The 18399-nt window shown below is 70.5% G+C and carries 15 protein-coding genes and 1 riboswitch; of the genes, 10 read left to right on the top strand and 5 right to left on the bottom strand.

Going from position 1 to position 18399, the window contains the following annotated elements; all coding sequences use genetic code 11:
* Positions 1-60 precede the first annotated feature (60 nt).
* The 10 genes from secA2 to FK530_RS20105 all read left to right on the top strand — a co-directional run bounded on the left by secA2 (position 61) and on the right by FK530_RS20105 (position 11993).
* Positions 61-2367, top strand: a complete 2307-nt coding sequence (gene secA2 / locus FK530_RS20150) for an accessory Sec system translocase SecA2 (protein ID WP_146488764.1) — start codon at positions 61-63, stop codon at positions 2365-2367.
* A 79-nt stretch (positions 2368-2446) separates the two neighbouring features.
* Positions 2447-3001 (top strand): CDP-alcohol phosphatidyltransferase family protein, encoded by a 555-nt coding sequence (locus FK530_RS20145; protein ID WP_146488793.1) that lies wholly within the window; start codon positions 2447-2449, stop codon positions 2999-3001.
* 89 nt (positions 3002-3090) lie between these two features.
* Complete coding sequence (gene gcvH / locus FK530_RS20140) at positions 3091-3495, top strand: glycine cleavage system protein GcvH (protein ID WP_146488763.1); 405 nt, start codon at positions 3091-3093, stop codon at positions 3493-3495.
* A gap of 136 nt (positions 3496-3631) precedes the next feature.
* Positions 3632-4072, top strand: a complete 441-nt coding sequence (odhI, locus tag FK530_RS20135; RefSeq protein WP_146488762.1) for an oxoglutarate dehydrogenase inhibitor Odhl — start codon at positions 3632-3634, stop codon at positions 4070-4072.
* Positions 4073-4077: 5 nt separating this feature from the next.
* The gene (gene ftsR, locus FK530_RS20130; RefSeq protein ID WP_438947255.1) at positions 4078-4812 is read left to right on the top strand and encodes a transcriptional regulator FtsR; all 735 of its coding nucleotides are present in this window, start codon (positions 4078-4080) and stop codon (positions 4810-4812) included.
* Between the two features lie 85 nt (positions 4813-4897).
* Positions 4898-5416, top strand: a complete 519-nt coding sequence (locus FK530_RS20125; protein WP_146488761.1) for a bifunctional nuclease family protein — start codon at positions 4898-4900, stop codon at positions 5414-5416.
* 199 nt (positions 5417-5615) lie between these two features.
* Complete coding sequence (locus FK530_RS20120) at positions 5616-6245, top strand: MerR family transcriptional regulator (protein WP_410468425.1); 630 nt, start codon at positions 5616-5618, stop codon at positions 6243-6245.
* Positions 6246-6299: 54 nt separating this feature from the next.
* Positions 6300-7490, top strand: coding sequence for a macrolide family glycosyltransferase (locus tag FK530_RS20115; RefSeq protein ID WP_231706727.1), 1191 nt, complete (start codon positions 6300-6302; stop codon positions 7488-7490).
* Between the two features lie 50 nt (positions 7491-7540).
* Positions 7541-7649: riboswitch (glycine riboswitch) on the top strand.
* Positions 7650-7705: 56 nt separating this feature from the next.
* Positions 7706-10537, top strand: a complete 2832-nt coding sequence (gcvP, locus tag FK530_RS20110) for an aminomethyl-transferring glycine dehydrogenase (RefSeq protein ID WP_146488759.1) — start codon at positions 7706-7708, stop codon at positions 10535-10537.
* 145 nt (positions 10538-10682) lie between these two features.
* Positions 10683-11993, top strand: a complete 1311-nt coding sequence (locus FK530_RS20105) for a hypothetical protein (protein ID WP_146488758.1) — start codon at positions 10683-10685, stop codon at positions 11991-11993.
* 63 nt (positions 11994-12056) lie between these two features.
* On the opposite strand, the gene FK530_RS20100 is transcribed toward FK530_RS20105, so the two are convergent.
* The 5 genes from FK530_RS20100 to FK530_RS20080 form a co-directional block, all read right to left on the bottom strand.
* Entirely contained in the window at positions 12057-12293 is a 237-nt protein-coding gene (locus tag FK530_RS20100; protein ID WP_146488757.1) for an antitoxin, read from the bottom strand.
* A gap of 189 nt (positions 12294-12482) precedes the next feature.
* Complete coding sequence (locus FK530_RS20095) at positions 12483-13586, bottom strand: type 2 periplasmic-binding domain-containing protein (protein WP_146488756.1); 1104 nt, start codon at positions 13584-13586, stop codon at positions 12483-12485.
* Between the two features lie 10 nt (positions 13587-13596).
* Positions 13597-14388: a spermidine synthase gene (locus FK530_RS20090; protein ID WP_231706726.1), complete on the bottom strand. Its 792-nt coding sequence runs from the start codon at positions 14386-14388 to the stop codon at positions 13597-13599.
* A 35-nt stretch (positions 14389-14423) separates the two neighbouring features.
* The gene (locus FK530_RS20085; RefSeq protein WP_146488754.1) at positions 14424-16610 is read right to left on the bottom strand and encodes a malate synthase G; all 2187 of its coding nucleotides are present in this window, start codon (positions 16608-16610) and stop codon (positions 14424-14426) included.
* Positions 16611-16650: 40 nt separating this feature from the next.
* A complete protein-coding gene (locus tag FK530_RS20080; RefSeq protein ID WP_146488753.1) occupies positions 16651-18399 on the bottom strand; it encodes an ATP-binding cassette domain-containing protein in 1749 nt (582 codons plus the stop codon).

Here is an 18399-nt window from a genome sequence, read left to right as displayed (position 1 = left end):
CGGGCGCGGCACCGGTAGTCTCGACTGCGCAAGCGGTCGAGTGTCGAGTGCGGAGGTCACGTGGGCAGGTTCAGCAACAAGATGTGGAAGGTGCTCGGCGCGCAGAGCACACGGAACCAGTCCCGGTCCGTCGCGCTGATCGAGCAGTCCGCCGCATTCGACGAGTGGGCGCAGGGACTCTCCGACGAAGAGTTCCCCGATGCCGCGCTGGCGCTGGACGTCTACGCCGCCAAGTCGGACGATCGCGCGAAGTTCATCGCGATCGCCCGCGAGGGAGCCGACCGCGCCCTCGGCCTGCGGCCCTTCGACGTCCAGTTGCAGGGTGCCGACCGGCTGCTCGAGGGAGACGTGGTCGAGATGGCGACCGGCGAGGGCAAGACCCTCGCCGGCGCCGTCGCCGCCGCGGGCATGGCACTGGCCGGGCGCAGCGTGCATGTAATCTCGCCGAACGACTACCTCGCCCGGCGCGACGCGGAGTGGATGAAGCCCTTCTTCGACCTGCTCGACGTGACCGTCGGATACGTCGCGGAGTCGTCCACCCGCGAGGAGCGGCGCGAGGCCTACGCGAAGGACGTCGTCTACGGCTCGGTCAACGAGATCGGCTTCGACGTGCTCCGCGACCAGCTCGCCACCCGCGCGGAGGATCTGCTCTCGCCGAAGCCCGACGTGGCGATCGTCGACGAGGCCGACTCCGTGCTGGTCGATGAGGCGCTCATCCCGCTCGTGCTGGCCGGCTCCGTGAAGGGCGACGTGCCGCAGACGGCGATCATGGAGGTCGTGGCCCGCCTGCGCGAGGGCAAGCATTACGAGATCGACGCGGACGGCAAGTCCGCCTTCCTCACCGACGACGGCGCGAAGCTGGTCGAGGAGGAGCTGGGCGGTATCGACCTGTACTCCGATGCGCACGTCGCCTCGACGCTCCCGCAGGTCAACATCGCCCTGCACGCCTACGCGCTCGTGGAGCGCGACGTGCACTACATCGTGCGCGACGGCCAGGTGAAGCTCATCAACTCCTCCCGCGGCCGCGTCGCCGAGCTGCAGCGCTGGCCCGACGGCCTGCAGGCGGCGGTCGAGGCCAAGGAGGGGCTCTCGCAGACCGACTCCGGCGAGGTGATCGACACCATCACGGTGCAGGCGCTGTTGCAGCGGTACGCCCTGGTGTGCGGCATGACCGGCACCGCGATCGCGGCCGGCGAGCAGCTGCGCCAGTTCTACGACCTCGGCGTCTCCCAGATCCCGCCGAACACACCGAACATCCGTGTCGACCAGCCCATGCGCGTCTACGACAACAAGGGCAACAAGGTCGCGGGCATCGTCGACTACGTGCGCGAGGTGCACGAGACGGGCCAGCCGGTGCTCATCGGCACCCACGACGTGGCGGAGTCCGAGGAACTCGCGCACATGCTCAAGATCTCGGGTGTGATTGCGACGGTGCTCAACGCCAAGAACGACGCCGACGAGGCGCGGATCATCGCCGACGCGGGCACCAAGGGGGCGGTGACCGTCTCCACCCAGATGGCCGGCCGAGGCACCGACATCAAGCTCGGCGGCCACGACGCCGGCGACGAGAGCCCCGAGCACGACGAGGTGGCGGCGCTCGGCGGCCTCGCCGTCGTCGGCACCGGTCTGCACGACACGGAACGGCTCGACCAGCAGCTGCGCGGTCGCGCCGGCCGCCAGGGCGACCCGGGCACCTCCGTCATCTTCGCCTCCGTCGAGGACCCGATCGTCGAGCGGCACCTCCCGCTCAAGCGCCCGCCCGGCGGCGCGGACCCCGAGACGGGGGAGTTCCCGCGCGGCAAGGCCGCGGACATGCTCGACTCGGCGCAGCGCGTCGCCGAGGGCGGGATGCTCGAGACGCACGCCAACACGTGGCGCTACAACCAGTTGGTCAACCAGCAACGCGACCTGGTGATGGCGCGCAGGCACACCCTGCTGACCTCCGACCGGCCGCTGACGGACTTCGCCGACCTGGAGCCGGAGCGGCTCGCGGAGCTGCGCGAGGCGGGCATCGACGACGACGTGCTCGAGCAGGCGGCCCGCGAGGCCTTCCTGTACCACCTCGACCGCACCTGGGCCGAGCACCTGGCGTTCGTCTCCGAGGTGCAGACCACGATCCACCTGCGGGCGCTGGGCCGGCAGTCGCCGCTCGACGAGTTCCACCGCCTGGTGATCGAGGAGTTCCGCAAGCTCCCCGATGAGGCCGTGCGCCGCGCCCGGCAGACGCTGCAGGAGGCGGAGATCACCGGCGACGGCATCGATCTGGACGACGCCGACCTCGGCCGCAATACCCTGACCTGGACGTACATGGTCCACGACAACCCGTTCGCCACGAAGGGCATGGCGAACATGTTCGGGATGATCTGAGCCGCTCGTGAGCGAGTCCGGACGGTCCGCACCCGAGGCCGGCGACGCACCGTCGGCCCCGGGGAGGGAGGCGAGCCCGCTGAACGTGCCCAACGCGCTCAGCGTGCTGCGCCTGCTCGGCGTGCCGTTGTTCCTGTGGCTGCTGTTGGTGGAGCACAGCGACGGGTGGGCCCTGGCGGTGCTCATGGTGTCGGGCTTCACGGACTGGCTGGACGGCAAGCTCGCCCGGCTGCTGAATCAGCAGACCCGGCTGGGGGAGTTGCTCGATCCCGCGGCGGACCGGCTGTACATGATCGCGGTCCCGATCGCTCTGGGCCTCCGTGGGATCCTGCCGTGGTGGGTGATCGGCCTGCTCATCGGCCGCGAGGTGGTGCTCGCCGGGACGGTGCCCTTCCTGCGCAGCCGTGGCATCACCGCGCTGCCCACCCTCTACCTCGGCAAGGCCGCGACCTTCGCCCTGATGTACGCCCTCCCGATGCTGCTCGCGGGCACCTTCGACAACGGGCTCGGCGCCGTGATGCACCCGCTGGGCTGGGCGTTCCTCATCTGGGGCCTGGGCATGTACTGGTGGACCCTGCTGCTCTACTGGTGGCAGACGGTGCTGGTGGTGCGTGACCTGCCCCGGGTGCGGTAAGCGGGGGGTGTGTTGCTCAATCATCGTGCCGCCCACTAAGTTGTAATCCGCTGCGCGCCCCGCTCAGCCCTCGCGAAAGGACGTCCCCGTTGAGTGCCAGCTTCCCCGGTGAACTGCTGTACACGCCCGACCACGAGTGGCTGCTGAAGAAGAGCGAGACGGTGGTGCGGATCGGGATCACCGATTTCGCCCAGGATCAGCTGGGTGACGTGGTCTTCGTGCAGCTGCCCGAGGACGACGCCGAGGTCGCCTCGGGTGACTCGTTCGCCGAGGTGGAGTCCACCAAGAGCGTCTCCGACATCTACGCGCCGCTGGCCGGCACCGTCGTCGCGATCAACGGCGAGCTCGACTCCAGCCCCGATCTGATCAACTCGGATCCCTACGGCGAGGGGTGGATCGTGGAGATCGAGGCCGCGTCTCCCGAGGACCTGGAGACCGCGCTGGGCGAGCTGCTCGACGCCGACGCGTACAAGGCGCTCACCGCCGAGGCGTGAACGCCTTTCCTTAGAACGGCTTTAGAGCCGACGAATCCGGCCGCCTTCCCGGCGCCGGGCGCGGTACCGTGGACCGTACGTCCATCAGGTGTCGTGAACTACAGACCTGTGCAGTAATCACTGACGAAGGAGCGATGTGAGCGAGAACGACAAGGGCAACGAATCGGCCCCCGTTGAGACCACTTCGGTTTTCCGCGCCGACATCATCCGCGAGATGGACGCCTCCGGTGGCGCCGAGAACGATGCGCCCGTCCAGGGCCTCGAGAACCTCCCGGCCGGCGCGGCCCTGCTCGTGGTGAAGCGCGGCCCGAACGCGGGTTCCCGCTTCCTGCTGGACCAGGAGACCACGTCCGCCGGTCGCCACCCCGACAGCGACATCTTCCTCGACGACGTGACCGTGTCGCGTCGGCACGCCGAGTTCCGCTCGGTCGAGGGCGGCTTCACCGTCGTGGACGTGGGCAGCCTGAACGGCACGTACGTCAATCGCGAGCCGGTGGACGCCTCGCCGCTCGCGCACGGCGACGAGGTCCAGATCGGCAAGTTCCGCCTGGTCTTCTTCGTCCCGGCGGCCGGCTGACCCCAGTGACGGCCCCACGCCAGGAATCGGCGGCCCCGAGCGCGATGTCGATCGGGGCCGTCCTCGAGCGCCTTCGTGACGAGTTCCCGGACGTGACCATCTCCAAGATCCGATTCCTCGAGTCGGAGGGGCTGGTCACTCCCGACCGGTCCCCGTCGGGGTACCGGCGGTTCTCGCCGAAGGATTGCGAACGGCTCAAGTACGTGCTCACCGCGCAGCGCGACTACTACTTGCCGCTGAAGATCATCAAGGAGCAGTTGGACGCGCACGACCGGGGGGAAGCCGTCGAGGGTCCCGCGCCGCGGGCCCCCCGCGCGCTCGCCTCGGTGTCGTCGAAGACGGCGCCCGCCACGGACTTCTCGGCGCGCCGGCAGACCCGGATCAGCCGCGCCGATCTGCTCGCGCGGTCCGGAGCCGACGAGGCCTTCCTGCGGGAGCTGGAGCGCTCGGCGCTCCTCACCTCCGGTAAGGCGGGATTCTTCGACGAGGACGCGGTCGCGCTGGTGCAGGCGGCCAAGGCCCTCGCCGAATACGGGCTGGAGGCGCGGCACCTGCGCGCCTTCAAGACCTCGGCCGACCGCGAGGCCGGCCTCATCGCGCAGATCGCCAACCCCGTCGCCCGCGGCGGGGACGCGGGCGCCGCGGAACGCGCCGCCGAACTGGTGCGCGAGCTCGCCGCCCTGTCGGTGACCTTCCACACCCAGCTGGTCAAGGCCGCCGTCAAGGACGCGGTGCGCTGACGCCGCCACGGGACTCGGCGCGCTTCGCGCCCGGGCAACCGGGCGTCCGCGCTCGATCCCACTGCTGCGCCGGTAAGCTGGAACCATGATCGAGATGACCGTCGCGGGCATCCGGATGGACCCGCCGCAGAACGATCCCGTGCTGCTCCTGCGGGAGGTCTCGGGCCCCCGGTACCTGCCCATCTGGATCGGCCAGGGCGAGGCCACCGCGATCGCGATCAAGCTGCAGGGCGTCGAGCCGCGGCGCCCGCTCACGCACGATCTCATCGTCGACCTGCTCGAGACCCTGGGGCGTTCCCTCACCGAGGTGCGGATCACGGGGCTGCAGGAGGGCACGTACTTCGCGGACCTCGTGCTCGACGGTGACCAGACCGTCTCGGCTCGCCCGTCGGACTCCGTCGCGATGGCGGTGCGGCTCGAGGTCCCGATCTTCGCGGACGAAGAGGTGCTCGCCGAGGCGGGGCTGCTGCTACCGGATGAGGAGATCGATTCCGAGGCAAGCGATTCCGCCGAGGAGCCACCCGCCGATGAGGAGGTCGAGGCGTTCAAGGAGTTCCTCGATTCGATCTCCGCGGACGACTTCAAAGCGCCTGGCGACTCCTGAATCCGGCCTGGATCCGGCGCTGCTGCGAGATCACGATTCGATCTCGACCTCAACTTCAACTTGAGGGTGTCGGTGTGTCGCGTTGATTCGCCGCTCTCCGCGCCCTAGCGTTCACGCCGAACACCGCGAATGGCACCGAGGGAATTACACCGACGGCCTCCGCGCGGGAGGCGTACTCTCAGGAGTGCGCACGGACCTCATGAGGGAGACGGCAGTGAGCGATCAGGACGGCAGCGGGCAGAACACGCCGCAGGCGGAGACCACCGCGGGCACCCAGGGCTCGCTCGACGACATCGCTCCGGGACTGTTCCCGAACGACACCATCCCGGACGAGCTGCTCGGCTACCGCGGGCCCAGCGCCTGCCAGATCGCCGGCATCACCTACCGGCAGCTCGACTACTGGGCGCGCACCTCGCTCGTCGTCCCGTCGATCCGCAGCGCGGGCGGCTCGGGCACGCAGCGCCTGTACTCCTTCAAGGACGTGCTCGTCTTGAAGATCGTCAAGCGCCTGCTCGACACCGGCATCTCCCTGCAGAACATCCGTGTCGCCGTCGATCACCTCCGCCAGCGCGGCGTCGAGGATCTGGCCCGGATCACCCTCTTCTCCGACGGGACGACCGTGTACGAGTGCACGAGCGCCGAGGAGGTCGTCGACCTCCTCCAGCACGGCCAGGGCGTCTTCGGTATCGCCGTCTCCGGCGCCATGCGCGAGCTGACGGGCACCATCGCCGACTTCCCGGGGGAGCGCGCCGACGGCGTGGCCGCCGACTCCGCTCCCGAGGACGAGCTCGCCTCGCGCCGCCGCAACCGCGCCCGCGCCACCGGATAGTCGGACTCGAAAACCCCTCGCCCTCGCGGCGGCCGCCGCCTAGGGTCGACTCCCGTGGCACACATCGCGATGTTCTCGATCCCCGCCCCCGGGCACGTGCTCCCGTCGCTGGACCTGATCGCCGAGCTCGTGCGCCGCGGGCACCGCGTCACCTACGCCAACGACCCGTCGATGGCGGCGACGATCGCCCCCACCGGCGCCGAGTTCGTGCCCTACGACTCCGTCCTCCCGAAGATCGGTGACGCCGCCGGGACCGACGATGCGGAGGCGTACGCGGGCGACGTGATCGATCAGTTGACGCTCTTCGCCGACGAGTACGAGAACCAGCTGCCGCAGTGGTTCACCCGGTACGAGCACGATCGCCCCGATCTCATCCTCTACGACATCGCCGGTGCGATGAGCCTGGTGCTGGCCCGGACCTGGGACATCCCCACGCTGCAGGTCTCGCCGACGTACGTGGCCTGGGACGGCTACGCCGACGACATGGCCGACTTCTACACGATGCTGCGCACCGATCCGCGCGGGGTGGACATGCTCGCGCGCCAGGACCGGCTCGTGGCGTCCTACGGCGTCGACGAACCGTGCCTGGACCTGCTGGGCGAGCCCGAGCGCTCACTCGTCCTGATCGCGCCGTCGATGCAGCCGAACAGCGAGAAGGTCGACCGCGCGGTGTACACCTTCACCGGCCCGGCGCGACGGCTGCCGGAACCGGCACCGTCGGGGGAGCGGGACGACCGGACCACGCTCCTGGTCTCCTTCGGCTCCGCCTTCACGGACCAGCCGCAGACCTATCGCGCGGCCTGCGACCTCGCCGCGGCGCGCCCCGACTGGCGAGTGATCCTGCAGGTCGGCGGGCGGACCGACCCGTCGACGGTAACCGCGTCCGACGGCTCGGTGCCGCCCAACGTCGAGGTGCACCCGTGGATCGATCAGGTCGCGGTGCTCCAGGAGACCGACGTCTTCCTCACCCACGCGGGCATGGGCGGCAGCAGCGAGGCGATGCTGACCGGCACGCCGGTCGTGACCTCGCCGCAGGCCGCGGACCAGTTCGAGAACGCGACCATGCTCGCAGCGGCGGGGATCGCGGTGCCGGCGCCGGAGGAGATGTCCGGGGCGGCGCTGGGGGAGGCGTGCGACGCGGCGCTCGCGCTGACCGGCCGGGCGCAGGCACTGTCGGCCGAGCTCGCCGGGCTGGGCGGATTGGATGCCGCAGTGGCGGTCGTGGAGTCCCGACTCCCGGGCTGACCTCACCGTACGGGCGTCCTACTGAAATGCGTTAGAATCTCCGTGCGTCGCAACACCGCGTGGGAGAGTCCGGCGGGCACCGTCGAGCACGGGCCCACGGGCGCCGAAGGAGCAACACCTCTCCGTCAATCTCTCAGGCACCAGGACCACGTGGGTTGGGCGCCTCTGGAGCCGCCGGCGACTGAGGGAGAGGGCACCCGGCCCGGAGGTCCCCAGTGTCCGACAGCACTCCCGCGAGCAACTTCCCCGCGCGCCACATCGGTCCCGACGCGAGCGAGCTCGAGCAGATCCTGCGCGTCATCGGCGTCGACAGCCTCGACGACCTGGCCCGCGCCGCCGTTCCGTCGGCCATCCTCGATCCGGAGGCGGACAACGGCCTCGGCGCCCTGCCCGCGCCGATCGACGAGCACGAGACCCTGGCGGAGCTGCGCGCCCTCGCGGACCGCAACACGGTGGACCGCACGATGATCGGCCTCGGTTACTACGACACGCTGACGCCGCCGGTGCTGCTGCGCAACATCATCGAGAACCCCGCCTGGTACACGGCCTACACGCCGTACCAGCCCGAGATCAGCCAGGGCCGCCTCGAGGCGCTGCTCAACTTCCAGACCATGGTCTCCGATCTCACCGGCATGGAGATCGCCAACAGCTCCATGCTCGACGAGGCGACCGCCGCCGCCGAGGCCATGACGCTGCTGCGCCGCGCCGGCAAGTCCACGAGCCCGCGGCTCATCGTCGACCTCGATGTCTTCCCGCAGACCCTCGCCGTGATCGAGACCCGCGCGGAGCCACTGGGCATCGAGGTCGTGTCGGCGGACCTGACGGCGGGCCTGCCCGACGGCGAATTCTTCGGCGTGATCCTGCAGACCCCGGGTGCCTCGGGCCGCATCGCCGACGTCAAGTCCGTCATCGACGCCGCGCACGAGCGCGGCGCACTGGTCGCCGTCGGCGCCGACCTGCTGGCCATGACCCTGCTGACGCCACCCGGCGAGCAGGGCGCCGACGCCTGCTTCGGCACCACCCAGCGCTTCGGCGTGCCGCTCGGCTTCGGCGGCCCGCACGCCGGCTACCTCGCCGTCCACGCCAAGCACGCCCGCCAGATCCCCGGCCGACTGGTCGGCGTCTCCGTCGACGCCGACGGCAACCTCGCCTACCGTCTCGCCCTGCAGACCCGTGAGCAGCACATCCGCCGCGAGAAGGCCACGAGCAACATCTGCACCGCGCAGGTGCTGCTCGCCGTCCTCGCCGCGATGTACGCCAGCTACCACGGCCCGGACGGGCTCAAGGCCATCGCGGTGCGGGTGCACGCCCGTGCCTCGTCGCTGGCCGCTGCGCTGGGTGACGCGGTCGTCCACGACACCTTCTTCGATACCGTCCTCGTGAACGTGCCCGGCCGCGCGGACGACGTGCTCGCCGCCGCCAAGGCCGCCGGCTACAACCTCTGGCGTGTCGACGAGGACCATGTCTCCGTCGCCTTCGACGAGACCTCCACGGAGGCCGACGTGGCCGCGGTCGCCGAGGCCTTCGGCGCGCAGCCGGTGGAGGCGGCACCGTCGGACATCGAGAACCGGACCTCCGAGTTCCTCACGCACCCCGCCTTCCACAGCTACCGCACCGAGACGGCGATGCTGCGTTACCTGCGCAAGCTCTCCGACAAGGACATCGCGCTCGACCGCTCGATGATCCCGCTGGGCTCGTGCACCATGAAGCTCAACGCGACGGCCGAGATGGAGTCCATCACCTGGCCCGAGTTCTCGCGGCTCCACCCGTTCGCGCCCGCGGCGGACAGCGAGGGCATCCGCGCGCTCATCGCGCAGCTCGAGGAGTGGCTCGTGGCGATCACGGGCTACGACAACGTCTCGCTGCAGCCGAACGCCGGCTCGCAGGGCGAGTACGCGGGCCTGCTGGCGATCCGCAACTACCACCTCTCGCGCGGCGACGCGCACCGCACCGTCTGCCTGATCCCGTCGTCGGCGCACGGCACGAACGCCGCGTCGGCCGTGATGGCGGGCCTGCGCGTGGTGGTCGTCGCCTCCCGCGAGTCGGGCGACGTCGACACCGCGGACCTCAAGGAGAAGATCGCCAAGCACGCCGACGAGCTGGCCGCGATCATGATCACCTACCCGTCCACGCACGGCGTGTACGAGCACGAGGTGCGCGAGATCTGCGGGGCCGTGCACGAGGCCGGTGGGCAGGTCTACGTCGACGGTGCCAACATGAACGCGCTGGTCGGGCTGGCCCGGCCGGGCAAGTTCGGCGGCGACGTCTCGCACCTGAACCTGCACAAGACCTTCTGCATCCCGCACGGCGGTGGCGGCCCCGGCGTGGGCCCGATCGGCGTCCGCAGTCACCTCGCGCCGTTCCTTCCGGGGCACCCGCTGGAGCCGTCGCTGGGCACCGGCCCGACGATCTCCGCGGCACCCTTCGGCAGCGCCTCGATCCTGCCGATCACCTGGGCCTACATCCGGATGATGGGCGCCTCCGGCCTGCGGAAGGCGACCCTGACGGCGATCGCGTCCGCCAACTACATCGCGGCACGACTGAACGACTCGTTCCCGGTGCTCTACACGGGCGAGAACGGTCGCGTCGCGCACGAGTGCATCCTCGACGTCCGCGGCATCACCAAGGAGACCGGTGTCTCCATCGACGACGTGGCGAAGCGTCTCGCGGACTACGGATTCCACGCGCCGACCATGAGCTTCCCCGTCGCGGGCACGCTCATGGTCGAGCCCACGGAGAGCGAGTCGATGGGCGAGATCGACGAGTTCTGCGACGCGATGATCGCCATCCGCGCCGAGATCGCCCGCGTGGCGTCGGGGGAGTGGCCGGTCGAGGACAACCCGCTGCGCGGCGCCCCGCACACCGCGGAGTGCCTGGTGGCCGAGTGGGACCACCCGTACTCGCGCGAGACGGCCGTGTACCCGCAGGGGCTGCCGTCCGGTGGCGCGCGCGCCAAGGTGTGGCCGTCCGTCCGCCGGATCGACGGCGTCTACGGCGACCGCAACCTGGTCTGCTCCTGCCCGCCGATCGAGGCGTTCGCGGAGTAGGCGGCGCGCCCCGGACGTGCTGCTTCGGCCGGCGGGTTCGGAATTGAATTTCGCGCGCCGTGTATTTGATTAGATAAACTGGCGCCATGATCCACCGGCAGCCCCCGAGCCCGCTCGCCGCACGGCCGTGCCCGCCGGTGTCGGCATGATCGACTTCCTGTGGGGCCTGGCCGGCGGGGTCGTCGCCGTGATCGCGGTATCGCTGATCGTGGCGTGCGTGCTGCCCGCGGTGCCGGGCATCGAAGCCGCCACCCCGACCCGGGGCGACAAGGTCATCGGGTTCATCGTGGGTGTGGTCGCCGTCATCGTGTTCAGTGGTGTGGTGCGAGGTCTGGTCGACGATCCTTCGGAGTTCGTCGACAACCTGGGACTCGGTGCCGGCATCGCCGTCATGATCAGTGCCGACACACTGATCGCGCGCATCCGCGGGCACGGGTCCGCCCCGTCGGGGTCGACGCCGTTGGGGATGTCGTCCGTCCGCGAGGGGCGGCCGGATCGGTTCGTGGTGCCGGCGGTGTTCTCCCACGCGGTGCAGCGCCGCTTGTCGTCTCCCGAGGCCCGAGCTCGATACGTGGTCGCGGCGTACCGTCGTGGCCTGATCCCCGGACGGTTCGTGCCGGGCCTGGCCGCCGAGCTCGCACCGCTCCTGCCCTTCCCCGGTGCTCCCGCGTGGAACGACCTCGGTGAGCACGTGGGCGACGGACTCGACGGCGCGGTCGATCGCGCGGCGCGGGCGATCGACTACATCGTCACCCCGGAACAGGAGTGGGCCGACGCGGTCGAACGGCTGGTCTACACGGCCATGAGCGGCTCGGACCCCGCGGTCCGGCGGGCGACGGCGGAGCTTCTCGTGCCACCCCTGGAGCCGGTCGCCGAGGTGGCCGGCGAGGCGGATCGGCGTCGGTACGACCGTTGGCAGCGGGCGGAGGAGCTCCGGGCCCGGATCGCGGATGCGTACAACGCGCGGTACGAGGCGCCTCTCGATGACGCCGTGCACCGGCGGTTCGGTGATCCGACGGTGTGCGCTCGACATCTCATCGCCGCGTATCGGCACGAGCTGATCCGATCGGACGACGTGCCGCGCGCGGCGGCGGCGTTCTTCGCCGACCTGCCGGGATCAGGGGAGGCGTGGACGGAGCTGGCGATGGCGCCGAACGACGCATGGCGCTCGGACCTCGATCCGATCGTCGACCGTGCGGCCGTAGAGATCGGGTACGACGCGGACGAGGCGGAGGAGTCCGTCGCCATCGTCGAGATGGCGGCGTACAGGGCCGTTGTCGATGACGACGTCATGGGCCAGGGGGAACCGCTGTGGGACAAGGGATACAGAGCGCAGGTGCCCGGCGCATACGGGGAGTTCCTCGACGTCCACGGCACCTTCGGCTTCGACGTGTCCGAGCAGCTCGCCCGCATCCGCTCCGACCTGGCGACCCGTCTGAACGACCGGTACGGGTGATCCTGCCCGGAACGACCGCACCCACCCCGGGGGAACGGAGTGGGTGCGTCGTCTTCCGGGGGATCAGCCCTGGGGGTTCGGGGGCGGTGTGCCGGGATTCGGCTCGCCGCCGGCGGGCGGAGTGTCGCCCGCGGTTCGGCCCCCGCCCGCGACGTCCTTCACCTTGTGCACCGCCTGGTCGATCTTGTCCTCGTGTCCGGCGAACTTGCCCTTCGCCGCATCGCCCGCCTTGTCGATCACCTTGTTGACCTGGTCCGGATTCTTGCCGAGCAGTTCCTTGATCTTGTCGAGCAGCGCCATGATGCACCCTTCCGATGGACTCTTCCGCGGACCGCCGTGGCTGCGTGCTTCACCTCGACGCCCCGCGCCTGTGTTCCCCGTTCACGGTATCCGAGATCACTGTCGGTGCGGAGGTCTCGATCGCTCCGATTCCAGACGGCGGAGTAGGAATGCGACATTCCGCGGAGCGCCCGGCGGCGCGGCCCCTGTCTACCGGCGGTTGATGGTGTCCGCGAGGGAGATGACCGCGGCGTTGGACGCGGGAGCCAGGGGCTCGACGGTGCCGTACTCGACGGACTCGGTCTTCGCCGGCGCGGGCTCGCCGACGACCCGGAAGCCCGCCTCGGCGAGCGGCTTCCCGTTGCCCTGCTGCGTGACGAAAGCGACGAAGTCGGCGGCGGCGCGGTCGTGGGCGTCGGTGGTGTCCTCGCGATCGAGGACGGCCGCCGGATAGGTCGCCGATGCGGTCGGGCCCGACGGATACACCGCGACCGGCGCGGCCGGGCCCCGTCCCCGCGCGAACGCGGCGAGCTGCTGCTCGGTGACGGGCACGGCACGCACGGCATCGCCCGGCTTGGTCAACGCGTCGAGCGCGGCGCCCGCGGTGGTCGACTTCGGGGCGTCCTTCGCCCACCGTGCGAGCGAGCCCGTGACCACGGGGCTCTTCGCGGCGTCGTCGGACAGCGCGGCCCCGGCGGTGCGGCCGACCGCTGCCGCGACGGACTGCGCCGCGAGATACGTGCCGTCGGCCTCGGCGCCGGTCGGCAGCGCGATCCGCAGCTGGTCCTGCCGGGCGGACAGATCGAGCCAGCGCACCCCGTCGAAGGCCTTCCGCGCCGAGCCGCGCACCGCCAGCACCACCGGCGACGAGGCGATCGACGTGGGCTGACCGGACAGCTCGGCGGGCTTCGCCACCGCGAGGCGCGCCGTCCACACCGTGCTCTCCGGGATCCACAGCGACGGCGCCGGGCCGAGCTTCGGGTCCCACGTGCCGGCCAGGGCGTCGAGGGCGACGGGGGAGTCGATCCCCGCCACCTCGATCTTCGGGCAGTAGTCGGCGGAGACGGTGCCGCTCGCGTTGAAGCTCTCCGCGACCCGGCGCAGCGGGCCGACCAGGGCCGGGGCCGCGGCCACCTGCACCGCGAGGTCACCGCGCACGCACGAGGAGGCCGCGTCGCGACCCTCCTGCTCGGAGCGGCCCGACAGCCAGACCATCGCGCCGGCGACCGCGGCCACCACGACGACTGCGACGACCGCGGCGATCAGCCAGCGCGCGACGCCGCGGGAACCGGTTCCAGAACGATGTGATCCCATCGAGAGCAACCTACCCGAAGACGCCGCGCGGGGGCATAGGAGACACCTGTGCGTTCGCGCTGGTGAAAGGCTTCGCGCCACCCACGAACCGGGTGACCTCGCCGCCCATGAGCGCCGAGCCCGGGAACGGATCGCCCGCGAGCCTGCGGGCGAGCAGCTCCGGCACCGTGCCGGCCACCACCACCAGGTTGCCGAACCGCCGGCCCTTGAGCACCGCGGGCTCCGCCGCGACGGCCACCTCGCCGAAGACCTCCGCCACCGTGGCCGTCACCGACCGGGCGAAGGCCAGCGGTGCACCGTCGGCGATGTTGAGCGCGACCACGGCGCCGGGCGCGAGCAGCGGCACCAGGGAGGCGAAGAACTCGCTGGTCGTCAGCGCGGCCGGGGTGCGCGCCCCGGCGAAGACGTCGATGACGAGCACGTCGACGGTGCCGTGCATCCCCGGCGGCAGCACGGAGGCGGCCTGCGCGGCGTCGGCGCAGCGGATCTTGATCTGCTCCCGCTTCGGCAGCGGCGCAGCCGCACGGACCGCATCGATGAGGGCCCGGTCGACCTCGAGCACCTGCTGCCGTGAGCCGGGGCGGGTGTGCGCGATGTAGCGGGGCAGAGTGAAGCCGCCGCCGCCCAGGTGCACCGCCGTGACCGGCGCCCCCTCCGGCCGGGCCAGGTCGATCACGTGCCCGATCCGGCGCACGTACTCGAAGACGAGATTCGTCGGATCGCCCGTGTCCACGTAACTCTGCGGCGTGCCGTCGAGGAGGACCGTGAACGCGCCGGGCCGGTCGCGATCGGCTTCGATCACGACCGGCCCGGCGTTCGACACGGGGTCGGAACCGCTCAGCTGTTCGCGGCCTTGTACTCGCGGCGGCGCGCGTGCAGGATCGGCTCGGTGTAGCCGTTCGGCTGCGTGCCGCCGAGCAGGATCAGGTCCTTCGCGGCCTGGAACGCGATGTTCGTGTCGAAGTCCGGCGCCAGCGGGCGGTAGCCGGGGTCACCGGCGTTCTGCTGATCGACGACCGGGGCCATGCGCTTGAGCGCGTCGATGACCTCGTCCTCGGTCACGACGCCGTGGCGCAGCCAGTTCGCGAGCAGCTGCGAAGAGATGCGCAGCGTGGCGCGGTCCTCCATGAGGGCCACGTCGTGGATGTCCGGCACCTTCGAGCAGCCGACGCCCGCGTCGATCCAGCGGACCACGTAACCGAGAATCGACTGCGCGCTCTCGTCCAGTTCCTCGCGCTTCTCCTCCTCCGACCAGTCCGCGCTCGGGGCGAGCGGGATGGTGAGGATGTCGTCGACCGACGCGGGGGTGCGCTTGGCGATCTCGTTCTGCACCTCGAAGACGTCCACCAGGTGGTAGTGCAGGGCGTGCAGCGTCGCGGCGGTGGGCGAGGGCACCCACGCCGTGGTCGCGCCGGCCTTCGGCTGCGCGATCTTCTGCTCGAGCATCGCGGCCATCAGGTCGGGCATCGCCCACATGCCCTTGCCGACCTGCGCCTTGTGCTGCAGGCCCGCGTGCAGGCCGATGTCGACGTTGCTGTCCTCGTACGCGGGGTACCAGGTCTGACCCTTGAGCTGTCCCTTACGGACGATGGGGCCCGCGACCATCGAGGTGTGGATCTCGTCACCCGTGCGGTCGAGGAAGCCGGTGTTGATGAACACCACGCGGTCGTTCGCGGCGGCGATGGCGGCCTTGAGGTTCACCGAGGTGCGGCGCTCCTCGTCCATGATGCCCACCTTGAGGGTGAGCGCCGGCAGGCCCAGGATCTGCTCGACGCGGGCGAAGATCTCCGCGGCGAAGGCGACCTCGTCGGGGCCGTGCATCTTCGGCTTCACGATGTACACCGACCCGGTGCGCGAGTTGCGGATCTCACCCGACAGGCCGTGGATCGCGATGAGCGAGGTGACGATGCCGTCGAGGATGCCCTCGCCGATCTCCTCGCCGTTCCACAGGATCGCGTCGGTGGTCATCAGGTGGCCGACGTTGCGCACGAACAGCAGCGAACGTCCGTGCAGCACCAGCTCCGAGCCGTCGACGGCGGTGTAGACGCGGTCCGGGTTCAGGGTGCGGGTGAAGGTCTTGCCGCCCTTGCTGACCTCTTCGGCGAGGTCGCCCTTGTTCAGGCCCAGCCAGTTGCGGTAGCCGACGACCTTGTCGTCGGCGTCGACGGCCGCCACGGAGTCTTCGAAGTCCATGATCGTGGTGACCGCGGACTCGACCAGCACGTCCTTGACGCCCGCACGGTCGGTCGAGCCGATCGGCGACGCGGGATCGATCTGGATCTCCAGGTGAAGGCCGTTGTGGCGCAGCAGGATGCCCGACGGTGCGCCCTTGTCGCCGGTGTAGCCGACGAACGCGGACGGATCGGCCAGGCAGACCGACGCGTCCTCGCTGGAGCCGGACGCCCCCGTGACGGTCGCCAGCAGCTCCGAGCCGTTGATGCGGTACTCGATGACGTCGGCGTGCGAGCCCGACTCGAGCGGCACGGCCTTGTCGAGGAAGTCCTTGGCGAAGGCGATCACCTTGTCGCCGCGGACCTTGTTGTAGCTCGAGCCCTTCTCGGCGCCGTCGGCCTCGGAGATGGCGTCGGTGCCGTAGAGGGCGTCGTACAGCGAACCCCAGCGGGCGTTCGCGGCGTTGATCGCGAAGCGGGCGTTGAGGATCGGGACCACCAGCTGGGGGCCGGCCGTCGAGGTGATCTCGGTGTCCACGTTCGACGTGGTGATCTCGCGATCCTCGGGCACCGGCACGAGGTAGCCGATGTCCGTGAGGAACTTCTTGTACGCGGGGAAGTCGACCGGTCCGGGCGCGGCGGCGTGGAAGTCGTCGATCTTGGCCTGGATCTCATCGCGCGTGGCGAGCAGTGCCCGGTTCTTCGGGACCAGGTCGGCGATCAGCGCCGCGGCGCCCTCCCAGAAGGCGTTCTGGTCTACACCGGTACCCGGAAGCGCCTCGTCGTTGATGAAGTCGTAGAGGACCGTTGCGACCTCGAGGCCGGCGACGGATGTCCGGGCGGTGTCAACCATGAAGTTCTTCAACCCCTTCGTAGCACTGTCTAGGTGCTCATCAGGTTACTCCGCGCGCGATCGCCGCCGACGTCGGGACCACCTGGCCGAAGTCGAGTTTCACCAGCTGGTCGGCCCGATCGAAGTAGCGGTCGTCGTGTGTGATGACGACCACTGTCTTCCCGCGCGCCTTCAGATCCGGGATGATCCGGTCGTAGAAGACCGCGCGGAACCGGGGGTCCTGGTCGGCGGCCCACTCGTCGAAGAGGTACACGGGCCGGTCCTCGAGCAGCGCGGTCAGCAGCGCCAGCCGCTTGCGCTGCCCCGTCGAGAGCGCGAGCGTCGACAGCTTTCCGTCCTGGACCGTGACCGCGTGCGCCAGTTCGAGGTCGTGCAGCAGTCCGCGCACCCGGTCGTCGAGGTCGTCCGCGGCCAGGCCGAGGTAGTCGTCGAAGAGGTGGAAGTCGGAGAAGACGGCGGTCGTGTGCTGCCGGAACCACTCGGTGTTCTGCGGGGTCAGAGTTTCCCCGCGCTCGCCGCCGACCCGGATCTCGCCGATCCGCGGCGCGTACAGCCCGCAGATGAGCTTCGCCAGCGTCGACTTGCCGCTGCCGTTGCCGCCGACCACGAACGTCACCTCGCCGGGCCGCAGCGTCAGGTCGACGGGGCCGAGGCGGAAACCGTGCGGGACTCCGGGCATGCCCGGGGGCGGTCCCTGCGGGGGATGCGGCGGCGGCCCGCCGGGCCCCCCGGGGCCCGCGTGCGGTGGATGCTGTCCGGGACCCGGCCGCGGAGGCTCGGGCAGGTACTCGTAGCCCACGCCCCGCAGTTCGACGGTGCCGTCGCCCACGGGCCGTCCGTCGTAGGGCAGCACCGACTCGTCGCGCGGGGTCTCCAGCGACAGGTCGAGTCCGCGGATCTTCGCGAGCGCCACATCACCGCGCAGCAGGTCGGGAATGCGGTGCATGAGGCTCTGCATGGGCATCGACAGGAACGTCGTGACCAGCACGTAGCCGATCATCGTCTCCCGCGGCAGCTCCATGGCCCGGGCGAGGACGAACAGGATCACCACCATCGTCCCCAACTGCAGCACCTGGCCGAGCGCCTGCCCGCCGGCGAACCGGGTGCCCGCGGCGACGTGCTTGCCGCGCAGGTCCTCTGCGGTGCCCAGGAGCTTGCGGTCCAGGAAGTCGCTGCGCCGCGCACGGTGCAGCTTGAGTTCCTTGATGCCGTGCGTGACCTCCTGGAACGAGCCGATGAGCGCGTCGTCCAGCTCGCGCGCCCGTCGGTAGGTCTCCCGCACCCGCCGCAGCACCGTCTCCACGCAGGCGATGCCGATGAGCGTGCCCGCCACGGAGACGGCGAACAGCGTGCCCGAGACGGTCGCGAGGTAGGCCAGCGCGCCGATGATCGTCGCCAGGTCGATGCACAGCCCGGGGATGCCCGAGACCGCCATCGACAGTGATCGGACGTCCTCCGTGAGGGTCGCCAGCAGGCGGTGATCGCCGAGCCGCTCGATGTGCTCGAGCGGCGCCGCGAGCACGCGCTGCGAGAGCCGCGCCCGCAGCCGGTACACGGCCGCCTGCGCGAGGTGCAGCAGGATCAGCTGCGAGGCGACGCCCGCCACCACCACGACGACGGCGGTGAGCACGAACTGGGTGACCGTCACCGTCGGCATCGGGCCCGGCGCGACCAGGCCGTTGATGAGGGTGAGCAGGTAGGCGTTCGCGCCGCCGGCGATGAGCCCGGCGACCACGGCCGCCGCGATCGCCGCGGGCGAGATCGAGAGCAGGAACTTGAGGAGCTTCAT

The sequence above is a fragment of the Tsukamurella conjunctivitidis genome, from assembly GCF_007858475.1.
GTDB lineage: Bacteria > Actinomycetota > Actinomycetes > Mycobacteriales > Mycobacteriaceae > Tsukamurella > Tsukamurella conjunctivitidis.
Note: the sequence above shows the minus strand (reverse complement) of the source record. Positions and strands in the feature narration are given on the sequence as shown.